Genomic DNA, 20,699 nt, shown 5'->3' on the forward strand with positions numbered 1-20,699 from the left:
AATTAACAAGAGGATGGCTGACGTGACAGTAATGTTATTGGAAAAGACTGTGATGGATAGCAAAGAGGCATACTTACAGTGCTTAGAAAGGCTGAGTTGGGCGATCGATCGCCTGAAAGCAAAAGTCGAACCAAGTGAACTCGCTCGGATTGCTGAACTGATTGTGCAGCCGATGATTGGGCCCTGGCGGTTTTTTCACACTCCTCAACATATTTTTGATGTCGGGGGAAATGAAGATGCGATCGAGGTAATGGCCGCTTTATTTCACGATATCGTCTACGTGCAAGTCGATCGCAGCATTAACTTTAACGTCAGCTACTACATCACTCCTGTTACCAAAGAGGTTAACAAACAGCTACAGATTCGGGATCAATCTGAACTGCCTGCGGATGCTACCTTCGAGATGGTAATGCTGGTATTCGATTTTGTAGCGGGGGAAGTGCTCAATCCCTTCTCAGGACAAAACGAATTTCTCAGCGCTTTAGTGGCCGCAAAAGCTCTAGAACCATTTCTCAAACCCGAGCAATTGCTGCAAATTGCCGCCTGCATTGAAGCCACAATTCCGTTTCGCGCCGCCGAGCGGGGAGTAACGGTAAGCCAGAGCCTTTACAACCGCTTGCAAGCAATAAATAGCCTGTTTACCCTCAGTTTGACTGACGAGCAAATGCGGGAAACCGTGAACAAAGCTGTGCGAATTTCTAACCGGGATGTGATTAGTTTTGCTTACGATAGTTCAGCCCATTTTTTAGCAAATACCTGGAATTTACTGCCGGAAACCAATCACAATCTTACCTGCTGCGGTTTTTACACGGTTCGCGACTACCGAGTTGCTTTGCTGAAGATGGAGGGTTTTCTGAGTTATCTCAAGCCCGAGGTGATTTTCCGGCAGTTTGAGGGATATCCAGACGATCGCACCTATCAGCGCTGGGAAACTACTGCTAAGTACAATCTGGAAATTGCGAAGCTTTATTTGGGGTGCAAACTGGCTACTATCGCCCTGCTAGAAGCTTTTTCTTCGGGTTTGGGACTCGATGTTTCTCTGGCGATGATGATGGGAGAACTCCCGGATAGAGTTGCTAAAGGCGTGCGCCTGGAAAGCTTTTTTCCAGAAATAGAGAAACCTTACAAACCTCAAAGTGGTTTAGAAGCGGAAGTCTTTAATTTATTAGAAAATGGGCGGGCTAAAAGCAGTTCTAATACCGATTTGGAAAACTCCCCCCTAGCAACGTTTGTGGTGAAAATTGTGGGCTTTGACGAAATGCGCTATCAGTGCGATCGAGCTAAGGAATTTTTTCGGCAAAATCTGGAAGCTGATGACTTTATTTGCGACTTTAACCCGATAGTTACAGAAATTGTCGTTGACTCAATTCTCAAGTTGTTTGACAGCCGCAAATCTACTATCTATCGATACTACGAGATCACTTCTGAGTTAAAGTCCAAACCCCAGACCAATTCTCCGGGACGCCCTTTTCTATCAAATGGTTGAGTCGCTCTAAATACAGTGCAGCCGTTTTGTCGTCGAGATTAACGGCTAAAACTTGATAAAAACAAGTTTTAGCTGCCTTAAATTCGTGACGGCGATAATGTTCTAAACCCCGTTCAAAATCCTGCTGAGTTTGTAACTTCATTTCCCTGACTAACTCTGTTTCTGCGTCGAGGACTTCATAGATGGAAATTGGCTGCTGTTTGCCTTTGACAATTACTCTGTCTAAAAAACGGATTTGATACTGTTCGGGATGAGTCAAATTATCCAAAACTTTCTCGGAAATTATTAACGATACTCCATATAACTTAGTGAGACTTTCCAAACGAGACGCTAAGTTGACATGATCCGAAAAAGCATCTCCCTGCATTCTCTCCGCTTCCCCGACTATCCCCACCATCATGTGACCGAAATCCACTCCTACGCCGACTTGAATCGGTTGATATCCGCTGTTTTTGCGATCGGCATTATATGCGTGAACTTGTTGCAGTTTAGCGATGCCACCTTTGAGTGCATCGTCAGCACCGTTCGGAAAAACTGCCATCATCCCATCTCCTAAATACTTGACAATAAAGCCGTGATGTTCTCTAATCTTCGGACTTACTTCTCGCAGATAAGCATTAACAAAATCAAAGTTTTGCTGGGGAGTCATGGTTTCGGAAAGGGCAGTAAACGAGCGAATATCGCTAAACATAACTGCCATTTTTTTGCTGACGTGATTGCCTAATTGGATATCCACAATGCTTTCTTTTTTGAGAAATTCTAAGAAAGCATCTGGGAAAAATCTCCCGTAGGCGCTGTTAGTCTTAGATAAGTTGATGTGAGACTTAATTCTAGTTAAAAGTTCGTCTTTCGAGAAGGGTTTGGATAGATAATCGTTGGCGCCAAATTGAAATCCTACTATTAAGTCTGAAACTTGATTTTTCGCCGTCAACATGACTACTGGCAACTCGTGGGAGGGATATTTTTTCCTGAGTTTGGCGCAGACTTCATAACCAGACATTCTGGGCATCATGATGTCGAGAACGATCAAGTCAAAATGCTGTCCGCTTTCGAGGAGTGATAAGGCTTGTTCGCCGTTTAGTGCCTGAATGACTCTGTAATTTTGGAGAGAAAGGTGATTGTTTAAAACTTGGAGGTTGATCGGATCGTCGTCAACTATGAGGATTTTAAATTTTTTGATTTCTAATAGCGCAGTGGCTTGAGCTACGGGATTCGGAGCGGGTTTATAAAAATTTAAGTTGCACGATAAATAACTTTTACTTCTGTTATTTTCCGATTCTGAACCCAGAGTTTGTGTTGAGGGCAGCGAATTTATTACTGCTTCGCTAGGATGAATTTGTTCGGGAGAAAAAGGCAGGGTAAAGGTGAAGCGGGAACCGATGCCGACTTGGGATGCTGCGTATATTTTACCGCCGTGGAGTTCGACAAATTGTTTGGATAGTGTTAAACCTAAACCTGTTCCTCCGTATTGCCTGACTGTGGAACCGTCGCCTTGTTCAAATGGCTCAAAAATGCGATCGAGATTCGCGGCGGGAATTCCGATTCCGGTATCGGAAACCGTGACAGCTATTTGAAAATCCTGGCTTGACGGCAGGCGATTTGACGCGGGCACTGGGAGGGCTGTTTCGCCGTCGGCGGCTACAATTTCTGCTGATATTTCTACAGTGCCAGAATCGGTGAATTTAATCGCATTGCCAATTAAGTTGTAGAGAATTTGTTGCAGGCGGTTTTCGTCAGCCAATACCAAGGGCAAATCGGCGGGAATACTGTTAATTAACTGCAAGTTTTTTGTGCCGGTTAAAGATTGGCTGACTGTGACTACAACTTCGACAATCGACTTGATTCCTACGCTGCGAAGCTGCAATTCTAGTTTGTGATTTTTGAGTTGAGCAAAGTCGAGAATATTGTTAACAAGTTCGTTGAGACGCCTGCCGCTGCTGGCTATCATTGAGAGGTTTTGCTGCTGAATTTCCGATAAAGTTCCGGTGGCTCCGTCAATCATTGATTCGGCAATGCCAATCATCCCGTTGAGGGGAGTTCGGAATTCGTGGGAGGTGTTGGCTAAGAATTCGTCTTTGAGTTTGTCGAGTTGCTGCAATTCTTGATTGTTATTTTCGAGGGCGGCGAAGGATGTTTGCAGTTGAGATACCATGCTGGTGAAGGATTTGGCGAGCTGGCCTACTTCGTCGGCGCGATCGAACTCTAGTGTCTGATCCCATTCTCCTCGGGCGATATTTTTGGCTGCTGCGTTTAACCGCAGAATTGGCCGCGCGATCGAGCGAGCCGTAAAAATCCCAATAATTGTTGCTAGAATTAGCGCGGCGATGCAGAGTAAGAGAGTGCTAGCAGTGTTGGCATGAATTTCTGCCATAAAATCGTTTTCTGGAATCACTATCACTACTAACCAATCGATTCCGCTCGGGTCTTTGTAGGGCAATATCTGCACAAAATGCCGCTGATTTTTGAGTTGAAATTGCAGTTGCTGGGGCGGTTCGACAAAGCTTAAATTGAAATTACTAATGATGTGTTTAGCTGCGGCGTTAGTTAAAGGATTTTTGCTGTCAATTGCCAGCAATCGTCGAGCTTTGCCGTCTGGGCCCAGGGTGTAGGGTTTTTCGTCTGTGGAACAGCCCACTAAAGCGCCCGATCGCTCCATAATGAAAGTTTGACCCGATCGGCTAATTTTCATTTTTCCCAGAAAGTCCCCAATCTGGCTCAGAATAATATCGACTGCCATTACTCCAACAAAGTCGCCTCGATCGTCATAGAAAGGCTGAGCCGCTGTGATTCCCAAATCGCCCTGAAAAAATGTATAAATTTCAGTCCAAACTAATTTTTTTTCGGCTGTTGCACTGATGTACCAGGGGCGAACTCGCGGGTCGTAATTCGGTTCAAAACTTAATAAATTATGGGGATTGCCTTGGTCATCTAAAGCATAGTAAGAACGCTGAGGAAAATTTTCGGTGATTCTCGCAACAAACTGCCCTGATTCTTCTCGTCTAACTCCGATAAATACACCTTCCTTACTGCCTAAATAAATGTCTCGCACCGAGGAAAATATTTGCATCTGCTGCCAAAAGTAGCGCTGTGTTGCTGGCACATCTGCTGGATGCAGCTTGCCGAGTTGAGCTGCACCTGCATTGAGTCGGGCGATGGTGTGAGGTTTTTCCAAGTAATCTGTGAGGTGCTCTTGGATGCGATCGCTAATTTCATCCTGCAAGCTATTGACGAGTTGTTGAACAGCTTTTTGTCCGTTGAGGAAAGACAAATATCCTACTAGACTGACTGCGGCGACAGTTTGCAGGACAAATGGCACTGTTAGCGCTAAACGGAGGGGCACGCTGCTGTACAATTTTGCGATCGAGCTGCTGATATTTTTCAATAACATAGTAAATCGCCTCATTTCTCAGAGCTGCCGCACAAATGGGTCGATTCTTGCATTTGAGCGTAATTAGTAATTAGTGACAGCTAATTGTCGCTAATTGGGTCGAAATTAGCCGGTTCGGATGCGTGATGCGATCGCGCTTCACCGAGCCAAAAGCGGCAAGTTCCCCGATAGAAAGCATTGTAGCTCATGCTAAGAATCTGTGCTGCACAATTATGTCCTGGCACTTTACATAACAAGCTTCTGCCTCCAAAAATGTTTAATTAAGTCTACCGTCTACCCTCTACCCTCTACCCTAAACATTCATCCGTTACATCGATGACATCCGTTAAATAATCCGTTGCCGAACTTCCCTCTTCCTTCAAAAAACGCCCTATTTCTCCGTCCAAGCTTCCACCCCAGACCACCCATCCGGCGTCCCGTACATTCGATACTTGCGAGAGCGTTTGAAATACAGCATTGCGACACGATCGTCAGGATTGATTTGTAAAATATTCTCAAATACTTTTTGGGCGGCCACAAATTGTTTATGGTAGTATAAATTGAGAGCTTCTTCAAAAACCTCCTGAGTTTCTTGCTTGAGTATAATGCTCTTCTCTGTTTCTGTATCGTAAATTTCAAACACCGACACAGCAGTTGTCTTTCCTTTCACCATTACTCGATCGACAAATCTGTACTTATATGTTTCTGGCTCGTCCAGGCGATCGATAATTGCACCGCTAACCAGAATTCCCGCGCCGTAAACCTTAGTCAATCCTTCCAAACGAGACGCCAGATTCACCGCATCAGCAATCACCGTACTTTCCATGCGTTCTCGCTCGCCAATTGTACCTAACATCAAATTTCCCGCGTGCAAACCAATGCCGATCGCGATCGGAAACAAGCCGTTTTGTTCTCGCTGCTCGTTGTATATATTCACTTCTTTTTGCATATCAATTGCGGCTCGCACACCATCTGATGGAGATGTAGGAAACAAAGCCATGACTGCATCCCCAATGTATTTGTCAATAAACCCGTTATTTTTCCTAATTGCAGGGCTAACCCTTCCCAAGTAAGTATTAATAAATGCAAAAGTTTCTGGCGGTGTCATCTGTTCTGAAAGCGACGTAAACGAGCGAATATCAGCAAACAGCACCGTCATCTCTCTTTCCTGATTGTCGCCTAATTTTACTTCAATAATACTCGGTTTTTCCAGCAAGTTTAAAAAATCGTGCGGCACAAACCTGCCGTAGGCTGCATTCAGTTTAGCCAGTCGAATTTGCGTGTTAATTCTCGCCACCAATTCCTTTTTGATAAAAGGTTTAGTTAGATAATCATTTGCTTCTAAGTTAAAAGCTTCTACCAAGTCAGTAGTCTGATTTTTAGCCGTCAGCATCAAAATCGGCATTTCTAAAGGCGAGTATTTTTTCCGCACTTCTCGACACACTTCATAACCAGTCATTTGCGGCATCATTACATCGAGTAAAATTAAGTCTGGCTTAAATCCTGATTCAATCAGATTTAAAGCTTCTATGCCGTTGCTCGCTTGAGTTATCGCGTAGTTTCCCAGACAAAGATTGTTGGCGATTACCTGAATATTAATCGGTTCATCATCTACCACCAAGATCTTGATTTTTTCACTTTCGATCAAGTCGCTTTGGGCTACTGCCTGAGAATTGATTATAGATGATTGGTAGGCAAATTCAGGAGTGGTTAAAATGCGAGATTCCTCGGTTAAACGCGGCTCTCTGCTGCTAAATTCCGGCTGACTCTCAGATACGGGCAAAGTAAAGACGAATTGGGAACCGACGCCTACAGTTGAAGATACTGAAATTTTACCTCTGTGCAATTCCACTAATTGCTTGGCAACAGCTAACCCTAAACCGGTGCCGCCATATTCTCTAGCAGTCGAACCGTCAGCTTGTTCAAAGGATTCAAAAATTCGATCTAATTTATCTTCGGGGATGCCAATCCCAGTGTCGGATACAGTAATGGCTAACTGGGAATTAGGCGATGATTGTTCGTTGCCCGTTATTAATGCTGCTGAAATTTCAACGGTGCCGCTTTCGGTAAATTTAATCGCATTGCCGATTAAGTTGTAAAGTATTTGCTGCAAGCGATTCTCGTCGGCTGCTACTGCTGGCAATTCGGGAGCGACTGAGTTAATCAATTGCAATTTTTTTTTGCCTACTAATGGCTGAGATAACGTGAGAATTACAGAAACTATTTCTCGGAGAGCGACGGACTTAATTTGCAGCTCTAAAGTTTTGTGTTTGAGCTGAGAAAAGTCGAGAATATCGTTAATTAAAGCAGACAATCTTTTTCCAGACGATGAAATCAAAGCTAAGTTAAAATTTGTGGTTTCTGGCAGTTGTCCGGTAGCACCGTCTATTAAAGATTCTGCAATCCCAATAATACCGTTGAGGGGTGTGCGGAGTTCGTGGGAAGTATTGGCTAAGAATTCGTCTTTCAGTTTGTCCAGTCGCTGTAATTCGGTATTTTTAGTTTCTAAGGCACTAAAAGATGCTTGCAGTTGTGCTGCCATGCTATTAAAAGCAGTGGCCAGCACGCCCAACTCGTCGGAGCGATCGAGCTTGACAGTTTTGTCAAATTGTCCTTCTGACAAAGCTATTGCTGCATCTTTTAGTTTTAAAATCGGTTTGATAATCCACCGAGAAGTAACAATTCCCAGCACAGTTGCCATGGCCAAAGCTGCCAGACATAGCAACACTGTAGTTCGGTTCCCAGCATGGATTTGTTCCATAAAGTCGGCTTCGGGAACGACGACGACAATCAGCCAATCCAAACTTTTACCGTCTTGGAATGGTAGGACTTTTAAATATTGCTTTTTGCCCTTTATTTCAAAATTGAGTTGCTGCGATCGGGAAATATTCTGCAAGTTTTGAAAGTGATTTGCTAAATATTTAGCTGTAGTCTGCGTTACGGGATCGCTGCTTTCTGTAACTTTAAACAGTTCTTTTTTACCGTTTTGGGTGCGGAAAGGTTTTTCGGGTGTGGAAGTTGCCAGTAGGGTGCCGTTTCTTTCGATGATAAAAGTTTGACCGGATTTGCCTATTTTGAGGCCGTCTAAAAAATCACCGATACTGTCGAGACGCAAAGCAGCAATTAATACTCCTTCTAGCTGGTTCTGTCTGTTGTAAACTGGTTGCAGCGCGCTGAGGAGCAGTGTGGGTTCTAGGAAGGATACGTAAACTGAACTCCAAGTTGGTTTGGATTGTAGAGCTGCATAGCTGTAGGAAGGGTGCTGTCTGATGTCGAAGTTTTTGACGGTGGCTGCTACTGTCGTGCGATCGCCCGTATTATTAGTATTGTAAGAATAAAAATTAAATTTGGTAGACGGGCCCGAGGCGTTAATCAATAAAGTCCCATCCGACATCTTTTCGCCGGTGCGGTATTCTCCATCTCGATTGGCGATCGACGTAAAATTGATATAAGGATATAATTGCACTTGCCGCCACAGATACTTTTCCCAAGCTGACAAGTTTTTCATGTTCACAAAACCGAGTTTCACCGCATCCAGCTTGCTTTTATTGATTTGATGCGGAGTTTGCAGATAAGTTTTCAAATTTTGTTCGATGCGATTGCTCACCTCCCCCATCAACTGACCGGCCAGGTCATTCACTGCTGTTTGAGAGTTCCTAAATGATAAATATCCGACAATTCCCACCGCTGCAAATACTTGCAAGACAAACGGCACTATGAGTACAGTTTGCAGCGTCGCTTTTCTGGAAAGTTTGGCAACTAAGCGCTTGAGATAAAAAGTTGACATAACATTAATTTAGCTTGAAAGACACAGTTGATAATCGGATCGAAGCTGTACCGTTGTTAAGTATTGTAAATCTTTTTGTACTTGAACAAAACTTACGCAAGTAAAGCCAGATTCTCGGTTGCTTCCTGAATCGCTGTCAAACCTGAGATTTTGCAGAGAAACCGGGTTTCTTTTTCTAGCTTTCCGCATTATATTCGAGTTTGAAGTCAAAAGCAACCAACTCTACAGCGTATATTTCAGGAAAACTGGCAATTTTGGGCTTTCACGCTTCTGCCTGAATAGATGATGACTCAGACCTCTTACAAAAAATCGGATAAACACGCCAAAGTTTCTACCTTCAGCTAGATGTTACTTTTACTACTTTTCATCGAAAGCTTCTATCCCCAACCATCCTTCAGGCACTCCATACATTCGATTTTTCAGAGAGCGCTGACAGTAGATTGCTGCTAACTTATCTTGAGGATTTGTTTCGGAAATCTTCTTGAAAAGTTTTTGCGATTTAGTAAAATTTTGCTCAAAATAAAGCTCCAGACCTTTTTGAAATGCAGCAGCAGTTTCCTGTTTGAGTTCAATGCTTTGTTCTGTTTCTGCATCATAAATTTCAAACACCGACACCACAGATTTTTTACCTTTGACTGTGACTCGATCGACAAATCGGTACAGATATTTTTCTCGATCGCCCAAACGCTCTAAAACTGATTCAGTAACGAGAATTCCCGAGCCGTAAACCTTAGTCAATCCTTCCAAACGAGAAGCGAGATTCACCGCATCAGCAATCACTGTACTTTCCATGCGTTCTTCCTCGCCAATCGTACCCAACATTAAAGTTCCCGCGTGCAAACCGATGCCGATCGCAATTGGTGCGTAATTGCTTAATTGTCGGTGCTGGTTGTAAATAATCACTTGTTTTTGCATTTCCACCGCTGCGCGAACAGCATCATCTGGCGACTCAGGAAATAGCGCCATAATCGCATCGCCAATATATTTATCGATGAAACCTTGGTGAGCGCGAATTACCGGACTTACACGGCTGAGGTAGCTGTTGATAAAATTAAAGTTTTCTTGAGGAGTCATCGCTTCGGAGATTGTCGTAAACGAGCGAATGTCAGAAAATAAAATTGTCATTTCTTTCTGAATTTGATCGCCTAGTTGAACATCAAGAATACTTTCGTGTCCCAAAAATCGCAGAAAGTCGTGCGGCACAAATCTCCCATAAGCTGCATTGATTTTTGTCAGGCGGATGTGAGTTTTGATTCTGGCGAGCAATTCATTTTTAAGAAACGGTTTAGTTAAAAAGTCATTTGCTCCTGCATTGAAACCTTGCACTAAGTCAGATACTTGATTTTTGGCGGTTAGCATCACAATTGGCATTTCGCTCGCCGTGAATTTCTCCCGGATTTTCTCGCAAACTTCGTAACCAGTCATCCGCGGCATCATGATATCTAGCAATATTAAATCTGGCTGGTAGCCCGTGTCTAGAAGAGCTAAAGCTTCTCTACCGTTGCTCGCTTCGGCGATCGCATAGTTTTCGAGAAGTAAATTGTTAGTTAATACCTGAATATTTACAGGTTCGTCATCTACAACCAAGATTTTCACCTGATTGTTTTCTTGAGGCTCTTTATCACTGGCAGAATTGTGATAGTTAAAACTTGGTGTGGCATTTTCAGGAGTTATTAAATTGCGCTCTTCGGTTATTGAAACTAAAGACTGTCGAACCGTTGCTGGCAACTGATTGCGATCGACATACTGATTTCGAGAGATTGGCAAACTAAAGGTGAAGTGCGAACCAACACCGAGTTCTGAAGATACCTGAATTTCGCCGCCGTGCAGCTCGACTAACTGCTTGGTAACTGTCAAACCTAAACCGCTTCCTCCGTATTCTCTAGCAGTGGAACCGTCTGCTTGTTCAAAAGATTCAAAAATCTTTTTTAATTGATCTTCAGCAATGCCAATCCCGGTATCGGATACCGTGATTTGCAGTTTTGACCTGACAATTAAAGATTGAAGCTGACTGGTTACTGAACTTTCTTGGTCAAGCAACTGCGGCGAATTCAAGCTTACAGCATTTGCGGAAATTTCTACAGTACCGTTTTCGGTAAATTTAATTGCATTTCCGATTAAGTTATAAAGAATTTGTTGCACCCTATTTTCATCGGCATCCACCAGGGGGATTTCGGAAGTGACCGAATTAATCAACTGCAAGTTTTTGGTGCCAATTAGAGGTTGAGAAAGAGTTACCACGATATCCACAATTTCTCTGATGCCTACGGGCTTGATTTGGAGCTCGATGTTTTTGTGTCTCAGTTTCGAGAAATCGAGAATGTCGTTGATGAGATTGGACAGTCTTCTGCCGCTAGATGCAATAATTTGCAGGTTGTAAATAGTCGCTTCTGGCAATTGTCCTGTAGCACCGTCGATCAAAGATTCTGTTAAACCGATAATGCCGTTAAGTGGGGTGCGGAGTTCGTGAGAAGTGTTGGCTAAAAATTCGTCCTTGAGTTTGTCAAGTCGCTGCAAATTGGCATTTTGATGCTCTATTTTTGTGAAAGATACTTGCAGTTGACCGGCCATGCTGTTGAAAGTATTGGCTAATTTTCCTAGTTCGTTAGATGCTGCAATATTTACCCGAGTTTCCAACATTCCGCTACTCATTTTAGTAGCTGCGGATGTGAGGGATTTTAAAGGATCTGTAATCGATCGAGCAAAAGCCACTCCCAAGCCCACCGCGGCGAGGGCGCTGGCGAGGGTAACTGCACCTATGACGTATACTAGCGATCGCACGGGAGCGTAGGCTTCGGCTGTCGGTAGCTCTACAACCACCATCCACTGCACCCTGCGGACGATCGCACCCGTACCCATGACTTCTTCCCCGCGCCAGCCTCGATAAACGATCGGAGATTGAATCCCCGAAGCCAAAGCTAATTTGGATAACTCTCGCACAAAGGATCGCCCTCTCAAATCTTGCAGTAAATACGGATTAATCTTCTTTCCTGTTTCCGAAATCAGCACCGAGCGGTGATCTAGAACGTAGCTGTATCCTGTTTTTCCAACTTGCGATCGAGCCACAATTTGAATTAAAAAGTTTAGACTAACTCTGGCAAATAATACTCCGGCAATTTTATTCTTACTGTCGCGAATAGGTACTGCTAAATTAACGACATTAACCGCTGTTTTCAGATCGACATCTACCGAACTAACATAATTTTTAGCTCCCCCAAAAGTTTCCCAAAATATAGGTGCATCTGCCGAGATACCTGCCAAACTCAAGCTAGAGATAGAGAAGGGTTCATAAGGCGAAATCACCTGTACGACTTTACCTTTACTGTTGAAAATTCCCACTACTTCATAGGCGCTGTTGCTGTTGATTAATCCTTCAAGAATGCTGCGCTGAGTTTCAGCATTAAATTCTGTTAAGCCGCGCAATTCGGACAAGTAATTGAGTTGGCGCTGCAAGTTATCCAGATAAGCGCTAATTTGGGCGGCCGCAGCTTGCGATCGCTCATACTGAAGCTGTTTTGTCTGTTCTATTTGTCCCCGAAAGCTGAGGTAAGCTAACGTACTGCCTGCCATCAATACGCTTGCCACAACAATCGAGACAAAACCGTAACGCAGTTGATTGGCAATTGATGACATTTTATTCTGCCAGTTAACAGTTTGAACTCACTCTCTAGGATACACCCAATTGCATTTTTCAGGCTGGCGCCAGCGCCACCGTTGATTTATTGTTACCTTTGCCGAAATTCTGATATTATATCGCAATCGCCAAAACGGTTAGGAGATTCTTAATGGCTCAAACATCAGTGGTCGATTGTAACTTCTACCTCTCATAGATAACTAAAGCCTTCTTCCTGACATCCGTTAAATCCGTTAAATCCGTTAAATCCGTTGTCGAACTTCCTTCTTCTATAAATCTAATTTTTGTTTCCAGATAACATCTTCAATCCAAATGCGCTCGGGAAGCATTCCCAACCGAAAGAAAATTTCAGCAATGCGCTGCTGTTCTTCAACTGCCCTGTCTTGAATTGGCAGCAAATCGTAGCTGCGGCTTTTCGTTAAAATGCTAGCTGTTGTTTTTTTCATTCCCGTTCGAGCGGTGATAAATTCTACTGCTCGCTCCGGATTCTTAGTTATCCAATTAGCCATCAGTCGCGTTTCTCCCATCACTGTTTTAACAATATCGGGAAAGTCGCTAGCAAAAGAGCGACTTGCCAAATAGAAGTTTCTGTCATTAATTAGCCCCTCGCTGTCAGTCAAGAAATCAGCAGGCATAGTTTCCTGTAACTTAGCTAAAAACGGCTGCCAAATCGCCCAAGCATCAACCTCGCCTCTGATAAATGCTTCCTGAGCTTTTGGCGGAGGCAAATCGACTAATTCGGCATCTTTTAACTGCAAGCCACCTTGAGTTAACGCCAGAATTAACAAATAGTGACCAGCCGTTTTCTGAGTTGCTGCTATTTTCTTACCTTTGAGATCCGCCAGAGTCCGAATAGGAGAATCTTGACGAACTATGATACCAATGCTGCCAGATAAAGCTGAATCACTAGCAATATAAACAAAAGGTACGCCCTCTGATTGGGCAAAAATTGGCGGCGCAACTCCTGAATAACCCAGGTCGATTTTTCCTTGCCCTATTGCTTCTAAAATTGGCGGCCCTGCGACAAATTCCGTCCATTCTACAGACCACCCCATTTTTGCTAAACGGGTTTCCAAAGAGCCTTTAGCTTTGAGATAAAACAGCGCTCCGAAAGGCTGATGACCGATTCTTACAACTTTTGTTAAGTTTGAGGGTGCATTTTTGGTTTTTGCTGTAGAGTTATTTATGAGCTCTGAGTTGCAACTTGCTACCGCTAAACTCAAGCAAAAAATTAGCATAAATAGCAGAAAATATCCCCAAGCAAAACCCGGTCTAATAGTTTTAATTGAAAACGATGATTTAAACCTAGTATTTCTGTAATCCATCAAATATCGTATAAGTAGGTTTTGCAGGAGTAATATCTTCCAGATGTTTTTGACAGGACTTATATTATGTCTGCTTACTTCCGGCTGTTAAAAAAGGTCGAATTAAGTATAAAATTTCGGCTGGCTGTCCCTGAAATTAGTCGCAAAATTAAGTTATATTATAGCAGATTTCACTAAAGTAAGATGTGCTATGGCTGACTCTATTGCTCGCCGGTTGGAACAATACACGATCGCCCGATCGCACGAAGTGTTAATCGTCAAGGCTCAAATTGACGGCGAATTCGACGAGATTGCTATTTTTAAAGGCTTTTCTAGCTCCCTGGTGCGATCGACCGCCAGCGATCCAGAAATTCCAGTTTTGCCGGAGGGAGCAAAGATTGTGAGTGTCGATCGGCTCCACAGCCCCTACAATCCAAATAACCCCCGCTATCTTCAGCAGGGGTTATCTTGGGAAACAATGCAATCGCTATTATCCGAGGCCGGAGTTTAGCAAAAAAGTAGGGACACAACATTGTTCATAGGTGTCAACTAAAACCTTTTGTATCTGTCGTTTACCGCCGAGACCAGATCCCCCTAAATCCCCCTTAAAAAGGGGGACTTTGAATGCTCTTGTCCCCCCCTTCTTAAGGGGGGTTAGGGGGGATCGAGACTTTGACAAAAACCAGAGATACAAAAGCACCCTGTCCCTACCCTTAGCGCTAAAGCGTGCCGCCGGCAGCTTGAAAACGAGCTCTCGCGCGTTTGATGGCTTGCTTAGCTTGAATCTGCTCTTGCAAAGTGCCGCTAGCAGACTTGTCCAAACGAGCTTCTGCTGCGGTGTAAGCAGTACGAGCAGCTTCTTTATCAATCGTTTCGCCTTTTTCAGCGCCGTTGACAAGAATAGTAACCTTGTTTTCTTGGATTTCTGCAAAGCCGCCCATCAGAGCAATAGACACCCATTCCTTACCGGGACGGACGCGCATCACTCCGGTATCCAGAGCCGTCAACATCGGAGCGTGACCGCTCAAGATACCCAATTGGCCTGTGGTGCTCGGCAGAATTACTTCTTCAGCATTAGAATCCCAAACAGTTTTGTCTGGGGCAACTACGCGCACAGTTAATGTCATAAATAGCGAATTGGTAATTGGGCATTGGGCATTGGGCATTGGGCATTGGGCATTGGGCATTGGGTAATTGGTAATTGGGAATTAGTTATTTGTTAGTTCCAATAACTCATTACCCATTACCAATTACCCATTACCAATTACCCATTACCAATTACCTACTTTCTACTTAGCGTCAGCCTTCATTTTTTCAGCTTTGGCGATCGCCTCATTGATATCGCCCACCAAATAGAAAGCTTGTTCAGGTAACTCATCAAGTTCGCCACCCAAAATCATTTGGAAGCCCTTAATCGTATCTGCCAGCTTGACATACTTACCAGGAGAACCGGTGAACACTTCCGCCACAAAGAACGGTTGAGACAAGAAACGTTCAATTTTGCGAGCGCGAGAAACGGTCAAGCGGTCATCTTCCGACAGCTCATCCAAACCCAAAATCGCAATAATATCTTGCAATTCCTTGTAGCGTTGCAGAATAGACTGCACCTGACGCGCCACACCATAGTGTTCTTCGCCTACAATGCTAACTTGCAACATTGTGGACGTAGACTCCAGGGGATCAACAGCCGGATAAATACCCTTAGCAGCCAAACCGCGAGACAACAAAGTTGTAGCGTCCAAGTGAGCAAAAGTCGTAGCCGGCGCTGGATCAGTGAAGTCATCCGCAGGTACGTACACAGCTTGAACCGAAGTAATCGAACCTTCAGTAGTCGAAGTAATCCGTTCTTGCAAGTCACCCATGTCTGTACCGAGAGTCGGCTGATATCCCACAGCCGAAGGCATCCGACCCAAGAGAGCGGATACTTCAGAACCAGCTTGTACGAACCGGAAGATGTTGTCAATGAACAAGAGTACGTCTTGCTTGCTGACATCGCGGAAGTATTCGGCCATCGCTAGAGCCGACAGGCCCACGCGCATCCGAGCACCAGGTGGCTCGTTCATTTGACCGTATACTAGGGCAATTTTCGACTTGCTGCGGTCTTTTTCGTCAATAACCCCAGACTCGATCATTTCCTTGTAAAGGTCATTACCTTCACGGGTGCGCTCGCCCACACCGCCAAACACGGACACGCCGCCGTGAGCCTTAGCGATGTTGTTGACGAGTTCCATCATGATCACGGTTTTGCCGACGCCTGCGCCGCCGAACAAACCGATTTTGCCACCGCGACGGTAGGGAGCCAAAAGGTCGATGACCTTGATCCCTGTTTCAAACACCGAAGGCTTGGTTTCCAGTTCGGTGAAAGCCGGTGGTTGGCGGTGGATGGGCATACTTTCGGAAGTATCGACTGGGCCGAGGTTGTCTACGGGTTCGCCGATGACGTTAAAAATACGGCCGAGAGTCGGGATGCCGACGGGAACTTGGATCGCTTTCCCGGTATCTACTACTTCCATACCGCGCATTAAGCCGTCGGTGGTACTCATGGAAACTGCACGCACTTGGCTGTCTCCGAGCAGTTGCTGAACTTCGCAGGTAACAGCAATGTCTTGACCTGCTTCGTTTTTGCCGGCAATCGTAATAGCGTTATAGATTTGGGGCAGTTTGCCACCTGGGAATTTTACGTCTACAACCGGCCCAATAATTTGGGTGATGTAGCCTACGTTCGTTTTTGTTGCGGTTGATACCATGAATAGTGCCTTTGTTAGGATTCTATTTTTCCCGTTGTGGAAAAAGTCTTAACATTTAGAAATGCCATGTTTCAGAGTACCACTGAACAGACGCACTATTTAGATTTGTATGGGGCTAGTTAAGAGTCATTTTTCTGGTTGCTGCTGTCGCTTTTTTTTTCCGCGAGCCGCAGCCAAAGCCCCGATCCCCAGCATAGTGCCGAACACTGTCACTGGCTCGGGGGCTAACTCGGCCGACACGGTGAAGTCTTGGAAGTCGCGATCGTTTCCTCCTCCGGCATCGTCGAAGGAGATTTTTGTGCCCTGAGCCAGTTGGGCCATGGTTAGCAATGAATATTGCTCTGGGCCTTTACCGCCGTTGACGTTTGTAAATGAGTCGGAGGAGTTGTAGTCTAGCTTAAAGTCCCCAAATACAGCTTGCTGACACCCGGCCACTAGACAGTCATCTCTCCGGAACTGATTGTTGGCGGCAAACCATGCGGGGCTGTTCATGAAGGTGCTTGAGGAGGCGTACTGCTCGAATTGGTTGCCGGTGCCACTGTCGCTCCACAGCAGTAGGGCATAAGTTTGATTCTGCAAAAATGTGAAAGTTTGGGTGATTGAGCCGTTGTCTGAGGTGACTGCATTGCCGAAACTTCCCTTCCATTCGTCGGCTGCGCCGTTATCTGAGGGCTTGATCTCCTGAAACAGTGGTGGGAAGATGTTGCCATAGCTAGTACCCTTCTCGTCTACCTGATATTTGGCTACCAACAAGCTGGACTGGTAATTGCCGTGAGATTGCTCGAAGGTAAAGTTGATACTTGTATCTTGATCGAACTGGATGCCGCTGGTGCCAAACATGAAAGCTCGCACGGGCGTGCAAATGCTCAGCAAGATTGTCGTTGCCAAGCTGGCAACTGTAAAAGATGTTTTTTTGACTAGCGTTAAGGTAGTCATAACCCTGATTCCTCCAGTATTGTTAGTTAGTAAAGCGGGAAATGGAATTTTGCCCCTGACGGGCAATAGACGATCGCCAGCCTGGGATTGAGGACGATCGTCAAAGCTGCAAAAGAGACTTTACAGAAGTCACTCTACAGACGGATGTCAGCTAGCTCACTCATTAAACTAAATGAGTGCTGGTTGTTCTGTGAGTTTTCACAGACACTCCATCTGCCACACTTTAATCTGTAACAGCAAGATTTTTACCCAGTTTAGATTTCCAGGCTACTACATTTATATGTGTCCCTAAGGGTCTCTACTTGACTGCAAGACTTGCAAATATTAGCTTTCATCAAAAATACCTAAGAATTTTTACTCAAGTTTTATGAAGTTTTGGTAAAGATTATCAAAAAATTATAAAGTTTATGAGAGAATTTCGGCTGTTCGCGCTGTTGCCGATCGAAGCGGGCTGCAAGCTGTTGGGATGTAGCGGCAATCGCAAGTAGGGATTTGAGCGAGTTTTGTGCCACTAGAAGCAAGCGGGAGAACAGGCGATCAATACTTACGCATTTTTGACTAAGTATTCCCGGTTTTTCAACAATCCTCGCGGGGCGCGCCACATATAGCAGTTGACCTGGGACAGTGGACAGTTGACAGTTGCATAACGGAAATCAAACCATTGATGCAGTACGGGTATCGGCTCTATTCATGAAGTTATTTATGTCCTCACCGATGTGGCGGTTGCTATACCATCCGCAAAAAGCAAAAAGCAAAAAGCAAAAAGCAAAAAGCAAGAAGCAAGAAAGTTTTAGTTATATACTGCCAATTATTTAGCAATCAAAAATAAGGCTATCTGATTTAGTTTGCGATCGCCCGGGCAGTCAGAAACCGGGTTTGTTGTCGCGTCTAATTTGTGACAGTCGCCGCAGCGGTAAAAACCCGGTTAGGAGTCGTGCGATCGCCAATTGTGATTGACATGAGGAATTTTTATGAGTAAGAATAGGAACAGATAAATGCGATCGCACTTTAAGCACAAATCTTTAACCACAATGAAAGCCAACAAACTACCTTTTCTCGGATGGTTCTTCATAGTTGGCTGGCTGGTGGCAGCAGCAGGCTCAGCTTCCGCACAACCCGTCACCCCGGCACCCGACGGCACAAACACAGTTGTGACACCCAACGGCAACCGCTACGACATTACCGGGGGGTCTCTGGGTGGAGACAAGGCTAATCTTTTTCACAGTTTTACTCAGTTTGGACTGAGCGAAGGTCAAACGGCTAACTTTTTAACCAATCCCAACATTCAAAATATTTTAGGACGGATTACTGGCGGAAATCCTTCTTTAATTAACGGCTTAATTCAAGTTACGGGCGGCAATTCCAATTTATTTTTGATGAATCCTGCCGGCATGATTTTCGGGCCGAATGCGAGTTTGAACGTGCCTGGTTCTTTTAATGCGACTGCGGCGACTGGGATAGGTTTTGGGAACAATCAGTGGTTTAGCGCGATCGGCAATAACAACTGGGTGACTTTAATCGGGATGCCGAATAGTTTTGCATTTACCAATTTGCAACCCGGAAGCATTGTTAATTCAGGCAGTTTGAATGTCGCGCCCGGTCAAAGTTTAAGTTTGACAGGCGGTACGGTTGTGAATACCGGTCAGCTAACGGCGCCGGGAGGCAATATTATAATTGCAGCGGTACCGGGTCAAAATTTGGTGCGGATTTCTCAAGCGGGAAATTTATTAAGTTTAGATGTTCAGCCAACAGCAACTCAAAGCTCGCTACCGAACAATTGGACGCAGCCAGTGCTATCTTTGCCGGAGTTGCTGACTGGAAAAGGTGTGGCACAGGCAACGAATATGACGGTAAATTCTAATGGCGAGGTTGTGCTGACGGCGAATGTTGCTGTGCCGGTAGTTGCGGGAACTTCGATCGCAAGCGGCAGTCTCAACGTTTCGGGTAACACTGGCGGTAATGTTAACATCTTGGGCGAGAAAGTAGGTGTTATTGCGGGTAACATCGATGCTTCCGGTACCAACGGTGGCGGGAATGTACGGATTGGGGGAGATTATCAGGGTTTGGGGACTGTGCCGAATGCTGTGCGGACGTTTGTCAGCGGTGATTCGACAATTAATGCTGATGCGATTAGTAATGGGAATGGCGGGCGAGTTATTGTTTGGGCTGATGAAACTACTCGCTTTAATGGCAATATTACGGCCAGAGGCGGCTTGTTTTCTGGGAATGGCGGTTTTGTGGAAGTATCGGGAAAGCAATCGCTGGATTTTCAAGGGTTGGTGGATTTGCGATCGCCCTTGGGCATTGCTGGCACATTATTATTAGATCCGACTGATATTACTATTAGCACTGATGCGGATGCAGGCGGCACTTTAGGAGGAGTATTTACGCCTGCGGCTGACACTTCTACGATTAATAACGTCACGCTGCAAAATCAATTGGGTTTGGGTAATGTTACGATTTCTACTGCGTCTGCCTTGCCGAATCTAGGTGATATTACAGTCAACGCACCGATTGTTTGGAATAATAGTAATTCCCTGACTTTGAATGCCAATAATAATATTTCTATTAATAATAATAATATCACCACTCTAGGAGGCAATATTACTCTAAATGCCGATAGCGACAATCTCAATGGTGGCTATCTAGGAATCTCAGGTTCGACGATTAATACCAACGGGGGGAATTTCCTGGGCCGCGGTATAGGGAGTCTTACTTTTGGCCAGGGAGTTGCTATCGAGAGCAGTACAATTAATGCCGGAAGTATAACTATTACCGGGACGGGGGGAAATGGAACCGATGGCAATCAAGGGATAAGTCTTAACAATGGCACAGTGCGATCGCAAGGAAATATCACCCTCACAGGAACAGGCGGCAAGGGGAGCGGGAGCAACAACGCGGGCCTTGGGATATTAGGGCTGGTAGAATCCACAGGTACCGGGAATGTCACTCTCGTCGGTGTTGGTGGCAGCGGGACCGATTTCAATCGAGGGATAAGTGTTAACGATACCAGCAAAGTGCGATCGCAAAATGGAAATATCGCCCTCACAGGAACAGGCGGCCAGGCGAGCGGGAGCGGCAACGCGGGCCTTGTGATAGCAGGGCTGGTAGAATCCACAGGCACCGGGAAGGTCACTTTCACCGGTGTTGGCGGCAGCGGGATCGATTTCAATCGAGGGATAAATCTTAACGATACCAGCACAGTGCGATCGCAAAATGGAAATATCGCCCTCACAGGAACAGGCGGCAAGGGGAGCGGGAGCAACAACTCGGGCCTTGTGATAGCAGGGCTGGTAGAATCCACAGGCACCGGGAATGTCACTTTCACTGGTGTTGGCGGCAGCGGAACCGATGGCAATCAAGGGATAAATCTTAACGATACCAGCACAGTGCGATCGCAAAATGGAAATATCGCCCTCACAGGAACAGGCGGCAAGG

At 45.1% G+C, this 20,699-nt stretch carries 10 protein-coding genes; 3 read left to right on the forward strand and 7 right to left on the reverse strand.

The genetic code is table 11. From position 1 onward, the window contains the following. Positions 1-31: 31 nt before the first annotated feature. On the forward strand, positions 32-1,486 hold the full coding sequence (locus tag QUB68_RS08205) for a hypothetical protein (RefSeq protein ID WP_332991172.1): 1,455 nt from the start codon (positions 32-34) through the stop codon (positions 1,484-1,486). On the opposite strand, the gene QUB68_RS08210 is transcribed toward QUB68_RS08205, so the two are convergent. The 4 genes from QUB68_RS08210 to QUB68_RS08225 form a co-directional block, all read right to left on the reverse strand. Beyond that, positions 1,419-4,874, reverse strand: coding sequence for a response regulator (locus tag QUB68_RS08210; protein WP_332991117.1), 3,456 nt, complete (start codon positions 4,872-4,874; stop codon positions 1,419-1,421). The genes QUB68_RS08205 and QUB68_RS08210 overlap by 68 nt on opposite strands. A gap of 370 nt (positions 4,875-5,244) precedes the next feature. Next, positions 5,245-8,640, reverse strand: coding sequence for an ATP-binding protein (locus tag QUB68_RS08215; protein WP_332991119.1), 3,396 nt, complete (start codon positions 8,638-8,640; stop codon positions 5,245-5,247). A gap of 357 nt (positions 8,641-8,997) precedes the next feature. Beyond that, on the reverse strand, positions 8,998-12,273 hold the full coding sequence (locus QUB68_RS08220) for a response regulator (protein WP_332991121.1): 3,276 nt from the start codon (positions 12,271-12,273) through the stop codon (positions 8,998-9,000). A 270-nt stretch (positions 12,274-12,543) separates the two neighbouring features. After that, positions 12,544-13,512, reverse strand: coding sequence for an aliphatic sulfonate ABC transporter substrate-binding protein (locus tag QUB68_RS08225; protein ID WP_332991123.1), 969 nt, complete (start codon positions 13,510-13,512; stop codon positions 12,544-12,546). Between the two features lie 277 nt (positions 13,513-13,789). On the opposite strand from QUB68_RS08225, the gene QUB68_RS08230 reads away from it, so the two are divergent. Beyond that, positions 13,790-14,089 carry a DUF7734 family protein gene (locus QUB68_RS08230; RefSeq protein ID WP_332991125.1) on the forward strand — a complete coding sequence of 100 codons (300 nt, stop codon included), beginning with the start codon at positions 13,790-13,792 and terminating at the stop codon, positions 14,087-14,089. A 208-nt stretch (positions 14,090-14,297) separates the two neighbouring features. Here the strand turns inward: QUB68_RS08230 and atpC are convergent, their stop codons facing one another. The 3 genes from atpC to QUB68_RS08245 form a co-directional block, all read right to left on the reverse strand. Next, positions 14,298-14,705, reverse strand: a complete 408-nt coding sequence (atpC, locus tag QUB68_RS08235) for an ATP synthase F1 subunit epsilon (RefSeq protein ID WP_332991128.1) — start codon at positions 14,703-14,705, stop codon at positions 14,298-14,300. Between the two features lie 162 nt (positions 14,706-14,867). Next, on the reverse strand, positions 14,868-16,325 hold the full coding sequence (atpD, locus tag QUB68_RS08240; protein ID WP_332991130.1) for a F0F1 ATP synthase subunit beta: 1,458 nt from the start codon (positions 16,323-16,325) through the stop codon (positions 14,868-14,870). 126 nt (positions 16,326-16,451) lie between these two features. Next, entirely contained in the window at positions 16,452-17,261 is an 810-nt protein-coding gene (locus QUB68_RS08245) for a PEP-CTERM sorting domain-containing protein (protein WP_332991132.1), read from the reverse strand. A gap of 1,031 nt (positions 17,262-18,292) precedes the next feature. Here QUB68_RS08245 and QUB68_RS08250 point away from each other — a divergent pair. Continuing rightward, positions 18,293-20,699 (forward strand): two-partner secretion domain-containing protein (locus QUB68_RS08250; RefSeq protein ID WP_332991134.1); only part of this gene is annotated, 2,407 nt, incomplete at its 3' end.

The organism is Microcoleus sp. A006_D1, assembly GCF_036702805.1.
Taxonomy (GTDB): Bacteria; Cyanobacteriota; Cyanobacteriia; order Cyanobacteriales; family Microcoleaceae; genus Microcoleus.